Annotated in this window: 13 protein-coding genes; 7 read left to right on the top strand and 6 right to left on the bottom strand. The window is 61.4% G+C overall.

All coding sequences use genetic code 11. The features are described 5' to 3' along the window. Window position 1: 1 nt before the first annotated feature. Entirely contained in the window at window positions 2–892 is an 891-nt protein-coding gene (locus tag BLV09_RS28140) for a LysR family transcriptional regulator (RefSeq protein ID WP_146689730.1), read from the bottom strand. Between the two features lie 121 nt (window positions 893–1,013). Here BLV09_RS28140 and BLV09_RS28135 point away from each other — a divergent pair, with 121 nt between their 5' ends. Then, entirely contained in the window at window positions 1,014–1,853 is an 840-nt protein-coding gene (locus BLV09_RS28135) for an oxidoreductase (protein ID WP_146689729.1), read from the top strand. A gap of 170 nt (window positions 1,854–2,023) precedes the next feature. Here BLV09_RS28135 and BLV09_RS28130 read toward each other — a convergent pair whose 3' ends face one another. Further along, window positions 2,024–2,647, bottom strand: a complete 624-nt coding sequence (locus BLV09_RS28130) for a GNAT family N-acetyltransferase (RefSeq protein ID WP_146689728.1) — start codon at window positions 2,645–2,647, stop codon at window positions 2,024–2,026. 70 nt (window positions 2,648–2,717) lie between these two features. After that, window positions 2,718–2,921 carry a DUF1127 domain-containing protein gene (locus BLV09_RS28125; protein WP_167558901.1) on the bottom strand — a complete coding sequence of 68 codons (204 nt, stop codon included), beginning with the start codon at window positions 2,919–2,921 and terminating at the stop codon, window positions 2,718–2,720. A gap of 115 nt (window positions 2,922–3,036) precedes the next feature. Here BLV09_RS28125 and BLV09_RS28120 point away from each other — a divergent pair, with 115 nt between their 5' ends. From BLV09_RS28120 to tcuB, 4 genes are all read left to right on the top strand, one after another. Continuing rightward, the gene (locus BLV09_RS28120; RefSeq protein ID WP_100385471.1) at window positions 3,037–3,936 is read left to right on the top strand and encodes a transcriptional regulator GcvA; all 900 of its coding nucleotides are present in this window, start codon (window positions 3,037–3,039) and stop codon (window positions 3,934–3,936) included. 151 nt (window positions 3,937–4,087) lie between these two features. Then, window positions 4,088–5,413, top strand: coding sequence for an MFS transporter (locus BLV09_RS28115; RefSeq protein ID WP_100385470.1), 1,326 nt, complete (start codon window positions 4,088–4,090; stop codon window positions 5,411–5,413). A 73-nt stretch (window positions 5,414–5,486) separates the two neighbouring features. Beyond that, window positions 5,487–6,887 carry an FAD-dependent tricarballylate dehydrogenase TcuA gene (gene tcuA, locus BLV09_RS28110; protein WP_146689727.1) on the top strand — a complete coding sequence of 467 codons (1,401 nt, stop codon included), beginning with the start codon at window positions 5,487–5,489 and terminating at the stop codon, window positions 6,885–6,887. After that, the gene (tcuB, locus tag BLV09_RS28105) at window positions 6,874–7,983 is read left to right on the top strand and encodes a tricarballylate utilization 4Fe-4S protein TcuB (protein WP_146689726.1); all 1,110 of its coding nucleotides are present in this window, start codon (window positions 6,874–6,876) and stop codon (window positions 7,981–7,983) included. The genes tcuA and tcuB overlap by 14 nt, the downstream gene beginning before the upstream one ends. A 309-nt stretch (window positions 7,984–8,292) precedes the next feature. On the opposite strand, the gene BLV09_RS28100 is transcribed toward tcuB, so the two are convergent. From BLV09_RS28100 to BLV09_RS28090, 3 genes are all read right to left on the bottom strand, one after another. Further along, the gene (locus tag BLV09_RS28100) at window positions 8,293–8,706 is read right to left on the bottom strand and encodes a Rieske (2Fe-2S) protein (protein WP_146689725.1); all 414 of its coding nucleotides are present in this window, start codon (window positions 8,704–8,706) and stop codon (window positions 8,293–8,295) included. A gap of 75 nt (window positions 8,707–8,781) precedes the next feature. Then, window positions 8,782–9,891 carry an amidohydrolase family protein gene (locus tag BLV09_RS28095; RefSeq protein WP_146689724.1) on the bottom strand — a complete coding sequence of 370 codons (1,110 nt, stop codon included), beginning with the start codon at window positions 9,889–9,891 and terminating at the stop codon, window positions 8,782–8,784. A gap of 105 nt (window positions 9,892–9,996) precedes the next feature. Then, window positions 9,997–11,070, bottom strand: a complete 1,074-nt coding sequence (locus BLV09_RS28090; RefSeq protein WP_146689723.1) for an amidohydrolase family protein — start codon at window positions 11,068–11,070, stop codon at window positions 9,997–9,999. A 173-nt stretch (window positions 11,071–11,243) separates the two neighbouring features. Between BLV09_RS28090 and BLV09_RS28085 the strand changes: the two genes are divergently transcribed. Continuing rightward, a complete protein-coding gene (locus BLV09_RS28085; protein WP_146689722.1) occupies window positions 11,244–12,203 on the top strand; it encodes an MBL fold metallo-hydrolase in 960 nt (319 codons plus the stop codon). Next, window positions 12,203–12,685: a CinA family protein gene (locus tag BLV09_RS28080; protein WP_146689721.1), complete on the top strand. Its 483-nt coding sequence runs from the start codon at window positions 12,203–12,205 to the stop codon at window positions 12,683–12,685. The genes BLV09_RS28085 and BLV09_RS28080 overlap by 1 nt, the downstream gene beginning before the upstream one ends. Window positions 12,686–12,747 lie beyond the last annotated feature (62 nt).

Below are 12,747 nucleotides of genomic sequence, written 5' to 3'. Positions count from 1 at the left end.
GCTAATTCGCCATGGTCTTGGCGAAATCGACAAAGGCACGCAGCGCCGCCGGAAGCTGGCGGCGGCTTGGATAATACAGAAAGAAACCGGGATAGGCCGGACACCAGTCGGCCAGCACGCGGACCAGCTTGCGCCTGGCGATCAGTTTTTCCACCTGCGCCTCGAACACAAAGGCAAGGCCGGTGCCGTCCAACGCCGCATCGACCATCAGATCCTGATCATTCAGCGTCAGCGGTCCCTCGACATCGATATCGACTTCGATGCCGCCGCGCTCGAACTCCCAGCGATAGAAGGCGCCGCTTGAGAAGCGAAAGCGGATGCACGGCATGCCCCTGAGGTCATGCGGCGTGACCGGCGGCTGGTGTTGCCTGAAATAAGCTGGCGATCCGACCACCGCGAAACGATGCCGCGGTCCGATCGGCACCGCGATCATGTCGGCGGCAATGGTCTCGCCGAACCGGACACCGGCGTCGAAGCCGGCCGACACCATGTCGATCAGCGCGTCATTGATGGATATCTCGGCATTGATATCCGGAAAGCTTTTGAGAAAACGCGTCACGATCGGCAGCAGCACCAGTTGCGCCGACTGCCGTGCGGCGTTGAAGCGCAGCGTACCGGCCGGCTTGCCTCGAAAATTATTGAGATCCTCCAGCGCGTCGTCGATGTCCTGAAACGCCGGGCTGATGCGTGCGAACAACCGCTGCCCTGCTTCCGTCAGTGCGACGCTGCGGGTCGTTCGATTGACCAGCCGCAGATCGAGACGCGTCTCGATGTTGCGCAAGGCGTGACTGAGCGCCGACGCCGATACGCCGAGCTCGGTCGCCGCGGCACGAAAGCTGCGATGCCGGGCGATGGCCAGAAAGGTCGCAAGATCAGAAGGATCGATCCGCATTGATGAATTTTACTCACTAGCTCATGGATTATATAGCGGATTATCTCAGCTATGGCGAACCGCTATTTGTGGCCCATCAGCCCAGGCAAGCCGCCTGGGCCAGCGAGAAAAGGGCAACAACATGCGCGTCTGGTTCATCACAGGAGCTTCCCGAGGTTTCGGCGCCCTGATCGCCGAGGCTGCATTGGCCGCCGGTGATGCGGTGGTCGCCACCGCCCGGGATCCCTCAACCGTCACCGCCCGGCTCGGCTCACATCAGCGGCTGCTGGCGACCCGGCTCGACGTCACCAGCGAGACGGAGGCGCACGAGGCCGTCGGTCAGGCGATCAGGCAATTCGGCCGCATCGATATCCTCATCAACAATGCGGGCTACGGCCTGTTGGGCGCGATCGAGGAAGCCAGCGCCGCGGAAACCGCCAAACTGTTCGGCACCAATGTTTTTGGCCTGCTCGGCGTCACCCGCGCGGTGCTGCCGCATATGCGCCGGCAACGCGCGGGGCACATCATCAATCTCTCGTCGGTCGGTGGCTACGCCGGCTATCCCGGCTGGGGCGTGTATGGCGCGACGAAATTCGCGGTCGAGGGCATCAGCGAGGCGCTGGCCGGCGAAGTGGCGCCGCTCGGCATCCACGTGACAGTCGTCGAGCCCGGATTTTTTCGCACTGATTTCCTTGATGAGACCTCGTTGGCCCGCACCGCCCAACACATCGACGATTACAGCGAGACCGTCGGCAAGACCCGCGCCCATGCCGCCGACGTCAACCACGGCCAGCGCGGCGATCCGCGCAAACTCGCCAAGGCCTTCATTGCGCTTGTGAACGCGAAGAATCCGCCGCTGCGGTTGCCGCTTGGCAGCGACACGGTCGAACGTATCGAACGCAAGAACGCCCATGTCGCGCAGGAACTCGCGGCCTGGCGGAAGATCGCAACATCGACCGACTGGACCGAGGGGACGGCGTGATGCTGTTGCAATCGATCATCGACTGCGGCGCATTGGTCCGGCCGCTATGGATTTCGGTCAGGGCGCGACTGGTACTCGGCAAATGCAAGCAGCGGCGACGGCCGCTGGATTCTTGAACAGAGATCGCTGAAAGAAAAAGCCCGGTTCAGGTTGAACCGGGCTTAGTTTTGTCAACCCGCGAGAGGAACTGTCGCGAGATGGCGGGAGGCAGCGGCAAGGCGCCAACTGGCGCAGGGAATATCTTTCGGCGCGATATCGATATGCTTCTCGAAGCGCACCAGCTTCCAATCATCGGAATTGGGCGCAAAGGAATAGCCGGATTTGCGCGCAAGCCCGATCATGGCGTCATTGGAGCGCAGCGTATCGCCGACCAGCCGCTCGGCGCCGAACGCGGCAGCGCGGCATTCGAGATTTTTCAGCAGTGCTGCACCGATGCCCTGGCCCTGCCAACGGTCATCGATCGACAGGCCGAACTCCAGGCTCTCCGTGCCGGCATGGAACGCATAGCGGGCTTCGCCGACGATGGTTTCGAAACCGTCGATTTTCATGGTCGCAACGACGCTGAATTCGTCGCGCTCGCCGACATGGATGAAATGATCGAGCACGTTTTGCGGCAGTTCGCTCATCGCGCCGAGGAAGCGGTTGTAGCGAGAGCGGGTCGAAAGCGAGCGAAAATAGTTCTGCAATTCCTCGGCGTCGCGCGGCTCGATAAAGCGCACCGTCACCGCGCTGCCGTTGCGCGAGCGCAGGACGTCGGAATATTGCTTCAGATCGTCAAAACGCAGAGCAATCATCGCACGCTCCCGCAAATTCAAAAGAGATTGGTTGGCGTCCCCCTGTCGAGGCGACGCCAACCAGGCTGCATCATGCCCGCCAGAACGGTTTTTCAGCCTCAAGCACAATGTCGCTTCGGGAAATGCCGACATCATGCAGGTCGCGATCGGTCCACTGGGCCAGTTCACGCCGGCTGCGCTGTCGCTCGCGCCAAACGTGAAAGGTTTCGCCGAGCTGGGCGAAAACCCCAGAACCATGATTATTTATCATCTCCTGGTGTGAATAAATGGACATCTCAATCTCCTAAAGCTAACTTGTTAAGGCCAATATCTGCGCTATGTGGACTTTCCACAAACGACACTTTGTACCGCTTTAGATGACAAAAAATCATGCATGAATTTTTGGTCAAATGACAGCCAGACTGCCCTCCCTGAATGGGCTGCGCGCGTTTGAGGCGGCGGCCCGGCACCTCAGCTTCACCAATGCGGCGACCGAGCTGAACGTCACGCAGACCGCGATCAGTCATCAGATCCGGCGGCTCGAGGAAGAACTGGGGATTCGCCTGTTCGTCCGGCAAAACCGCGCGCTGGCGCTGACGCCGGAAGCCCGCGATTATCTTCCCGGTGTCCGCGCGGCCTTTAACGATCTGCGGCTCGCCACCGACCGGCTGCTGCGCAAGGACAATGAACATGTGCTGACAGTGTCCACGCTGGCGTCGCTGGCGGCCAAGTGGCTGCTGCCGCGGCTTTCCGCATTTCAGGAGGCGCATCCGGGCATCGACGTCCGCATCACGACGTCGTCCAATCTGGTCGATTTCAAAAGCGGCGACGTCGATGCTGCGATCCGCTATGGCCGTGGCCATTGGCCGGGCCTGCGCGCCGACTGGCTGATGGCCGACGAAATGTTTCCGGTCTGCAGTCCGGCATTGCTCTCCGGAGACAAACCGCTGCGGTGCCCGGAAGATCTGGCCCATTATACGCTGCTGCACACCAGCGCCGGCTATAACGACGACTGGCGGTTGTGGCTCACCGCGGCAGGGCTGCCGGCGAATATCTCAAAACACCCCGGGCTGACCTTTGACCTGCTGCTGGTAACCGTCCAGGCCGCGATCGACGGGCTCGGGGTGGCGATGGGACGGACGTCTTACGTCGAGGCCGACATCGCCAGCGGCCGGCTGGTGGTTCCGTTCAAGATCACGCTGCCGACGGATGCCGGCTTTTATCTGGTCTCGCCCGAGGCGAGGGCTGACTCACCCAAGCTCTCGGCGTTCCGGCAATGGCTGAGCACCTCGCTGCAGAACAAAACCTGAAAAATATCGGCGTGCGGCGCGATATCCGATTTAACTAGCGATTTCCGGTTGGTCGCGCCGCACCGGCATGGCAGATTGCCCTTCAAGAGCAATTGTCGGCTGGCGAAAAACCTTTCCGCACCGGCCATTTCGAAAACGGGGAGAATTCGCCATGCCGCCAATATCCACATCCCAGCCGCCGGTGATCAAGTCGCGGATCGGCGCCATCCTGCGCGCGACCAGCGGCAATTTCCTCGAGCAGTTCGATTTCTTCCTGTTCGGATTTTACGCGCAGGATATCGCAAAGGCGTTCTTCCCCGCCCAGAACGAGACCGCGGCCCTGCTCAATGCGTATGGTGTGTTCTGGCTCGGCGCGCTGATGCGTCCGGTCGGCGCAATCGTACTGGGCGCCTATATCGATCGTATCGGCCGCCGCCAGGGGCTGATCGTGACGCTCGCGCTCATGGCGGTTGGTACCGTGGCGATCACCTTCTGCCCCACTTACGCATCCATCGGCATCGCCGCGACGATCATCGTCTTGATCGGCCGGTTGATACAGGGGTTCTCCGCCGGCGTCGAACTGGGCGGCGTCTCTGTTTATCTTGCCGAGATAGCGACGCCTGGCAATCGCGGCTTTTACACCTCGTTCCAGTCTTCGAGTCAGCAGGTCGCGATCTTTGTCGCGGCAATCATCGGCTTTATCCTGAGAGAAAGCGTCCCCGCTGACACCTTCCTGGATTCAGTGGGCGGAATCGCCAAATGGCGCATCCCGTTCTTTGTCGGCTGCCTCATTATCCCGGTCATTTTCATGTTGCGGCGATCGCTTGAGGAAACGCCGGCTTTCCTGGCCATGAAGAAACATCCGACCGCGAGCGAGGTGTTTGCTTCGGCGATCGCGAACTGGCGCATTGTCGTTCTCGGCATGATGATCGCTGTGCTGACCACGACGACCTTTTACTTCATCACGGTGTATGCACCCGGTTTCGGCAAGCAGCTCAATCTCTCGCCGACGGGGACATTGCTCGTGACTCTGCTCGTTGCAATCACGAATTTCATCTGGAATCCGGTTGGTGGCGCGGTTTCCGACCGGATCGGCCGCAAGCCCGTGCTGCTAACGATTGCAGGCTTGGCGCTCGTGACTGCTTACCCAGCGCTTTCCTGGCTCGCGGCAGAGCCCACACTCGGAAAGCTGCTGGCAGTCCAGATGATGTTCTCGTTCTACTTCGGCGTCTACAGCGGCACGATGCTGGGATGCCTGGTCGAGATCGTGCCGGCACATGTCCGTACCACCTGTTTCTCGATAGCGTTCGCATTGGCTGCAGGCATATTCGGCACGGCCACCCCCTTTGTATCGACCAAACTGATCGAAATGACGCACCAGGACAAGGCCTCGCCTGCGTACTGGCTGATGTTCGGCGCGGCTCTCGGCATCATCGCGACGCTCACCGTGTATCGCGGTGGCCGGACCATCGAGACGCGCGAAGCCGTCACCGCCTGATCCCTCGAAACCGCCGGGCAGGCACGCGCCTGCCCGGTTTTGATTTCCATGCAAACAAGATAAACAACACCGCATGGTCGATTTAACCCGAAGATTTGATGTGCTGGTGATTGGCGGCGGCAACGCCGCGCTATGCGCCGCGATCAGCGCGCGGCGCGCCGGCGCCTCCGTGCTGGTGCTGGAAGGCGCCCCGAAATTCTACCGGGGCGGCAACACCCGCCATACCCGCAACATGCGCTGCGCCCATGACGCGGCCACCGACATCCTCACCGGGCCCTATACCGAGCAGGAATTCTGGGACGACCTGTTGCGCCTGACCGGTGGGCAGACCGACGAAGAGCTCGCAAAGTTCATGATCCGGGAGTCCAAGGACATCCTGAACTGGGTCGTCGAACAGGGCGTGCGCTGGCAGCCGTCGCTGGGCGGCACGCTGAGCCTCGGGCGGACCAACTCGTTTTTCCTTGGCGGCGGCCGGGCGATGCTGAACGCGCTCTATCTCACCGCCGAGCAACTCGGCGTCGATATCCTCTACGACGCCGAAGTCACTGATCTGCGAATCGAAGACGGCATGTTCCTGTCTGCGATGCTGAAGCAGCCGATCGATGGCACCGCGGAAGTGCGCGCCTCGACCTTGGTTGCGGCCGCCGGCGGCTTCGAGGCCAATATCGAATGGTTGAAGGAGTATTGGGGTGAGGCCGCCGACAATTTCCTGATCCGGGGCACGCCTTACAACCGCGGCGCCATCCTCAAGATGCTGCTGGCCAAGGGCGTGCAGGAGATCGGCGACCCCACGCAATGCCACGCGGTCGCGATCGACGCGCGCGCGCCGAAATTCGACGGTGGCATCATTACCCGGCATGACTCCGTGGTGTTCGGCATTGTCGTCAACAAGCATGCGCAGCGTTTCTACGACGAGGGCGAGGACATCTGGCCGAAGCGCTATGCGATCTGGGGACGCCTGGTTGCCGCGCAGCCGGATCAGATCGCCTACATCATTTTCGACTCGACGGTGCTGAACAGCTTCATGCCGACGCTGTTTCCCCCGATCAAGGCCGACTCGATTGCGGAACTTGCGGGAAAATTCGAGCTCGATCCGGCCACCCTGGAAAAGACCATCACCGACTTCAATGCCGCGGTGCAGCCCGGCACCTTCGATCACACCATCCTTGATGACTGCCGCACCGAAGGATTGACGCCGCCGAAGACCCATTGGGCGCGAAAGATCGAGACGCCGCCGTATTATGCCTATCCGGTGCGGCCCGGCATCACCTTCACCTATCTCGGCACCCGCGTGAACAAGCAGTCCCGCATCCTGATGAAGGACGGCAAGCCTTCGGCCAACATGTTCGCCGCCGGCGAGATCATGGCCGGCAATGTGCTGGGCAAAGGTTACGCGGCCGGAATCGGAATGACCATCGGCAGCGTGTTCGGACGGATCGCGGGACGGGAAGCGGCGCAAAATGCACGGAACTAAAATCCTTGAGGAAGCCGACCGCCTGATGACGGTCTGCAACTCCTGCCGCTATTGCGAAGGTCTCTGCGCTGTTTTCCCGGCGATGGAAATGCGCCGCTCGTTCTCCGACGGCGACCTCAATTATCTTGCCAATCTCTGCCACGCCTGCGGCGCCTGCTACACCGACTGCCAGTTCTCGCCGCCGCATGAGTACAACGTCAACGTTCCGCAAACGCTGGCGATCGCTCGCGCCGACTCCTACGCCGCCTATGCATGGCCGCGGGCGTTTTCGGGCCTGTTCGCGCGCAACGGACTCGCGATCAGCATCATTGCGGCCCTAAGCGTTGCCGCATTCATTTTCGGCTTTGCCGCGCTCAACGACCCGCAGGTTCTGTACGGAATCCACACCGGACCGGGCGCGTTCTACAAACTGATGCCACACAACACGATGGCGGCGCTGTTCGGCGCGGCGTTCCTGTACGCGATATTGGCGCTGGTCATGAGCGTGCGCGCCTTTTGGCACGATATCGGCGAACCCGTGGGTATGAAGATGGACGCGGGATCGCTGTGGCAGGCGATGCGGGATGCCGGCGAGCTGCGCTACCTCGATGGCGGTGGCGTTGGCTGCTTCAACGAAGACGACCGCCCGACCGACCGGCGCAAGATCTATCACCACCTCACCTTCTACGGCTTCCTGCTGTGCTTCGCCGCGACCTGCGTCGGCACGCTCTACCATTATCTGCTGGCGCGCGAGGCGCCCTATGCGTGGTGGGATTTGCCGGTTGTGCTCGGCACGCTCGGTGGCATCGGTTTGTTGATCGGGCCGATCGGATTGCTCGCGGAAAAATCGAAGCGTGATCCGGTGCTGGTCGATCAGGCCCGCACCGGCATGGACACCGCTTTCATTGTCATGCTGTTCATGACCGGCCTGACAGGTATCGCGCTATTGCTGTGGCGCGACACCGCGGCGATGGGGCCACTATTGGCGCTGCATCTCGGCGTGGTGTTCGCGCTGTTCATCACCATGCCCTACAGCAAGTTCGTCCACGGCATCTACCGCTATGTCGCGCTGGTGCGCTATGCGCGGGAACGGCGGATGATGGGGCATCCGGTTTAGTACCGTCATTGCGAGCCAACGGGTCGCGCGAATGCGCGCCCGATGACAGGCTTCGCGAAGCAATCCAGTGCCCGAAAACGAAGACTGGATTGCTTCCGCCTTCGCTAAAAGCTACGGCGGACAGGTCGTCGCTTCGCTCCTCGCAATGACGAGGCTTCTTGCAAGTAGCCCAACCGACACAACTGCCGTCATTCCGGGGCACGCGGCCGCGCGAACCTCAGATGTGCAATTGCACATCGGGGAATCTTGAGGTTACGTCTTCCAGATTCCGGGTTCGCGCTTATGCGCGCCCCGGAATGACGGTGTAATCTACAAATCCACCACCACGTAGTCGCTTTCCACGGACACCGCGACGGTCTCGGCCACGTAAGGCCCTTTCACCACGCTCGAACCCGGCTCGACATTGACGGGATAGGCTTTGACCCGGAAACGCTTGGGGTCGCAATAGGACTGGCCGGTCCGGATGTCGAACTCCCAGCCGTGCCAGGGGCAGCGGATGATTTCGCCGAGCTTGGTGTACTCGATCTCGCCGGGATCGGATGATTGCGCGAGCCCGATCAACGGCCCTTCGCACAACGCCGCGCCCTGATGCGGGCAGCGGTTCATCAGGCCGAAAAACTCGCCCTTGATGTTGAAGACCGCGATCGGCCGTTCTTCGATGGTGAGGAATTTGCGCGTGCCCGGCGGCAATTCAGCCACCGCCGCGATGACGTGACGGGCCATGTTATTTTTTTCGCCTGATCTCCGGGCAAACGCTTCGCGTTTGTCCCGAGGAAAACCGGTTCCCACTTTTTCGGATCATGCGAGCCCGTACAGCTTCTTTGCATTGCCGAGATAGAACGCTTCGCGGTTGGCGTCGCTGACCCCCGGCGGCAGCACCCGCGATGGCTCGTCATAATCCCAGTGCGGATAGTCGGTCGCGAACAGCAGTTTGTCCCAGCCGACCCAGTCGATCACGTCAAACAGATGATCGCGCCTTTCGGGATCTTCCATCGGCTGCGTGGTCCAATAGATGTGGTCGCGGATATATTCCGACGGCGGCCGCTTCACATGCGGCACCTCGCTGCGCAGCCGCTCCCAGTTCTTGTCCAGCCGCCACGACAGCGACGGCGCCCAGCCGAAGCCGGCTTCGATCATCACCATCTTGAGCGTCGGGTGCCGCTCGAACACGCCTTCCAGCACGAGGCTGGCGAGCGCCGTCTGCTGGCATTGCGAATGGCCGACCATTTCCTCGATGTAGAAGCTCGGCCAGCCGGATGCCGTGATCGGGTTGCCGCCGAAGCCGAAGGCGTGGATGCCGATCGGAAGCCCGGCCTCCTCGGCCGCCTCATAGATCGGCCAGTAGCGGCGCTGGCCCAGCGGCTCGACATTGCGGCTGAGCAGCAGCACCTGCACGAAATTCTTGTCGCCGGCGCGCTTGCGAATCTCGGCAGCCGCTGCGGGGCCATCCTCATTAGCTACCACGACCGAGCCCCTCAGCCGGCTGTCCTTGCTGGTCCACTCTGCAATCTGCCAATCGTTGACGGCGGTGGCCAGCGCCGCGCTCAAATCCTGGTTGCGAATGCCCTGCCCTGTCTGGAGCGGACACAGCACGCCCAGCGCGACATTGTTCGGGTCGAGGTGCTGTTGCTGCATGAACGACAGCGACGAGCCCTGCTGGCCACCCTCCGGCGGATAGGCATCGCGACGCGACGCATTCGGCTGCGCCTTCGGATAGGGCGGGCCTTCCATCATGCCCTGATAGGGATGCTTGCCATAGGTTTCGAGATGGTCGTGCCAGCGCGTGGCCATATAGGGATAGAGATCCTTCAGACTCTTCCGCGCCGGATGGATGTCGCAATCGGCAATCGCGGTTTTGACACCGGTGGAGGCACCCGGTTCGGCGCCGGGGCGGAACTGCATGTTCATGGTGTCGTCTCCTCTAGATTCCGATCCAGCTTCGCCGAATTGAACTCGCCAATCTCATTTGTTTGGGCATGATCTTCTCCGAAAACCGGATGCCACTTTTCGGGATCATGCCCTGGCCGACTGCTTCAGGCGGCTGTAGGTCGCGTATGGATTGTCGATCATGATCTTGCGTACGAGATCGGCCGAAATCCCTTCGGGCAACGCCTGGTCGCCATCGAATTGCCAGTGCGGATAGTCCGTTGAGAATAGGAGCAATTCGTCCGACTGCATATGGTCAAACAGCCGATTTAATGTCTGGGGATCCGGCGGCGCATCGATCGGCTGCAGCGAGAACCGGATGTTGCTACGCACAATTTCCAGCGGCGCGCGATCCACCCACGGCGTTTCCATGCGGATGCCACGCCAGAATTTATGCAGTCGCCACAGATAGGATGGCAGCCAAGTGAAGCCGGACTCCAGCATCACCATTTTCAGGTTCGGATGCCGCGCGAAAACGCCCTCGACGATCAGGCTGGTCAATTGCGTCTGGAACGCCTGCGCCTGGGCGACATAATCCTCGATGTGATAGGAGCCCCAGCCGACCGAGCTGGGCGGGTTGTGATAATTGCTGCCGGCATGGATGCCGATCGGCAGGCCGTGCCGCTCGGCGGCGGCATAGATCGGCCAATAGGCGCGCTTGCCGAGCGGCATGTCCCCCATGACCAGCATCAGCACCTGAACGAAACGCTTGTCGGCAGCGCAACGCTCGATCTCGGCAACCGACTTCTCGATGCTCTGGACCGGGATAACGATCGAGCCGCGCAAGCGACTATCCTTGTCGAGCCACTCCTTGACCAGCCAGTCGTTCAGCGCGCGGCAGAACGCATCCGCCATATCCTCGCTGAACACCATCTGCACGCCATACAGCGGGTTGCAGATGCCGTAGCTCACCGCGAAGGGATCGAGCGCTTGCGCCTGCATATCGGCAAGGCTGGACCCCGGCTTGCCTTTTGACGGCCGCCAGTCCGGCCGCGAGATGATCGGCGAATTGGCCGGATAGGATTGCGACACCAGGTCGACCATCCCTCGGGTCGTGACCTGGTCGCGCCAGTAATCGTTGAGATAGGGCAACAGGCTGGTCAGATGAGGAACGGCGGGATGCAGATCGCAATCTACGCCTCCCGCGATCGGCGATGTCATGACAAATTCCTCGGCAAGTTTCCTCTGCTCCGCGCGGTATTCCATCACGGCATGTTGTAGGCCGCACCGCTTGGTTCTTGAGCCGCATTCAAGCAGGGTCGGCCGCGGCCCGCAACTCGGCAAACGGGCCATCGCGTGCTAGGAAACCTTAAAAATTGGGGCGGGAGATTTTGATGTTGCGGATTGGAATTGCGGCTGTTGCCACCATGATGCTGCTGAACGGCGCTGCCGTCGCGCAGCAACAGCCGTCAGCGGCACCGCCGCCGCCTGATTTCTCCAAGGTCGAGATCAAGACCACCGATCTCGGCGACAACATGTACATGCTGGAAGGCCAGGGCGGAAATATCACCGTGGCGGTCGCCAAGGACGGCATTATCATGGTCGACGGCGAGTTCGCGCCGCTGCATGACAAGATCAAGGCGGCGATCTCGGCGGTTTCCAACGAGCCGATCAAATATCTGATCAACACACACTTTCACGGCGACCACACCGGCGGCAACGAGCCGTTCGCCAAGGATGGCGTCACCATCGTCGCCGACGTCAACGTCAAGAACCGGCTGGCTGCCGGCACCACCAACGGCCTCACCGGCGCCAAGACGCCGGCCGCGCCACAGGGCGCGCTGCCCGCGAAAACCTACACTGGCGCATATCACATCAGGCTGCGGGGCCGCGTCGCCGACCTCAAGCATATCGCCAACGCGCATACCGACGGCGACACCTATGTCTGGTTCAAGACCGCCAACGTGCTGTCGACCGGCGATACCTTCACCAATGGCCGTTACCCCAATATCGATTTCGCCAATGGCGGCAATATCAAGGGCATGATCGCGGCGGCCAGCAGCTATCTCAAATTCGTCAACGACAAGACCCGGATCGTGCCGGGCCACGGGCCGCTCGCCGACAAGGCCGCGCTCGCGGAATATTTGAAGATGCTGACGACCGCGCGCGACCGGATGGCGAAGCTGGTCAAGGACGGCAAGAGCGAAGACGACGTGGTGGCGGCAAAACCGTTCGCCGATCTCGATGCGAAATGGGCGCCGACGGAGCTTGCCAGCAAGAATTTCATCCGCGTCGTCTATCATTCGCTCGCCGAAAAAAAAGACGGCAAGAATGACAGCAAGAAAGGCGCGTGATGAAAGAGCTGGTTGCGATCGCCGAACAAATCGCCGCGCGGCTGATCGAACGGCGGCAGACCATTGCGGTTGCGGAATCCTCGACCGGCGGTTTGATCTCGGCGGCGCTGCTGGCGGTGCCCGGGGCGTCCGCCTATTTCCTTGGCGGAGCGGTGGTCTATACCCGCGATGCCCGGCGCATTCTGATGGACATTCCCGACGATGCGATGAAGGGAAGCCGTTCGGCGTCGGAGCCCTACGCGAAATTGCTGGCAACGCAAATCCGCCAGCGCTTCTCCACGGATTGGGGCCTGTCCGAGACCGGCGCCACCGGGCCTACCGGCAACCGTTACGGCGATAACGCCGGCCACAGCTGCATGGGCATTGCGGGCGTTGAGCAGTCTGCGATGACGCTGGAGACCGGCAGCAGCGACCGGCTCGGCAACATGCATGTGTTTGCGAGCACCGCGCTGAATTTCCTGCTGCAGAACTTGTCGCGGTGAATTTTTGATTCGCCGCCTATTATTGTCGTCCTGGCGAAAGCCGGGACCCATACGCCGCGGCC

This window comes from Bradyrhizobium canariense (genome assembly GCF_900105125.1).
GTDB lineage: Bacteria > Pseudomonadota > Alphaproteobacteria > Rhizobiales > Xanthobacteraceae > Bradyrhizobium > Bradyrhizobium canariense_A.
Note: the sequence above shows the minus strand (reverse complement) of the source record. Positions and strands in the feature narration are given on the sequence as shown.

What these genes read in the sequence shown, in the direction of transcription:
- BLV09_RS28080 (WP_146689721.1), top strand. Translation starts at nt 12,203, where the DNA reads ATGAAAGAGCTGGTTGCGATCGCCGAACAAATCGCCGCGCGGCTGATC.
- BLV09_RS28085 (WP_146689722.1), top strand. Translation starts at nt 11,244, where the DNA reads ATGTTGCGGATTGGAATTGCGGCTGTTGCCACCATGATGCTGCTGAAC.
- BLV09_RS28095 (WP_146689724.1), bottom strand. Translation starts at nt 9,891, where the DNA reads ATGAACATGCAGTTCCGCCCCGGCGCCGAACCGGGTGCCTCCACCGGT.
- tcuA (WP_146689727.1), top strand. Translation starts at nt 5,487, where the DNA reads ATGGTCGATTTAACCCGAAGATTTGATGTGCTGGTGATTGGCGGCGGC.
- BLV09_RS28140 (WP_146689730.1), bottom strand. Translation starts at nt 892, where the DNA reads ATGCGGATCGATCCTTCTGATCTTGCGACCTTTCTGGCCATCGCCCGG.
- BLV09_RS28090 (WP_146689723.1), bottom strand. Translation starts at nt 11,070, where the DNA reads ATGACATCGCCGATCGCGGGAGGCGTAGATTGCGATCTGCATCCCGCC.
- BLV09_RS28120 (WP_100385471.1), top strand. Translation starts at nt 3,037, where the DNA reads ATGACAGCCAGACTGCCCTCCCTGAATGGGCTGCGCGCGTTTGAGGCG.
- tcuB (WP_146689726.1), top strand. Translation starts at nt 6,874, where the DNA reads ATGCACGGAACTAAAATCCTTGAGGAAGCCGACCGCCTGATGACGGTC.
- BLV09_RS28100 (WP_146689725.1), bottom strand. Translation starts at nt 8,706, where the DNA reads ATGGCCCGTCACGTCATCGCGGCGGTGGCTGAATTGCCGCCGGGCACG.
- BLV09_RS28115 (WP_100385470.1), top strand. Translation starts at nt 4,088, where the DNA reads ATGCCGCCAATATCCACATCCCAGCCGCCGGTGATCAAGTCGCGGATC.
- BLV09_RS28125 (WP_167558901.1), bottom strand. Translation starts at nt 2,921, where the DNA reads ATGTCCATTTATTCACACCAGGAGATGATAAATAATCATGGTTCTGGG.
- BLV09_RS28130 (WP_146689728.1), bottom strand. Translation starts at nt 2,647, where the DNA reads ATGATTGCTCTGCGTTTTGACGATCTGAAGCAATATTCCGACGTCCTG.
- BLV09_RS28135 (WP_146689729.1), top strand. Translation starts at nt 1,014, where the DNA reads ATGCGCGTCTGGTTCATCACAGGAGCTTCCCGAGGTTTCGGCGCCCTG.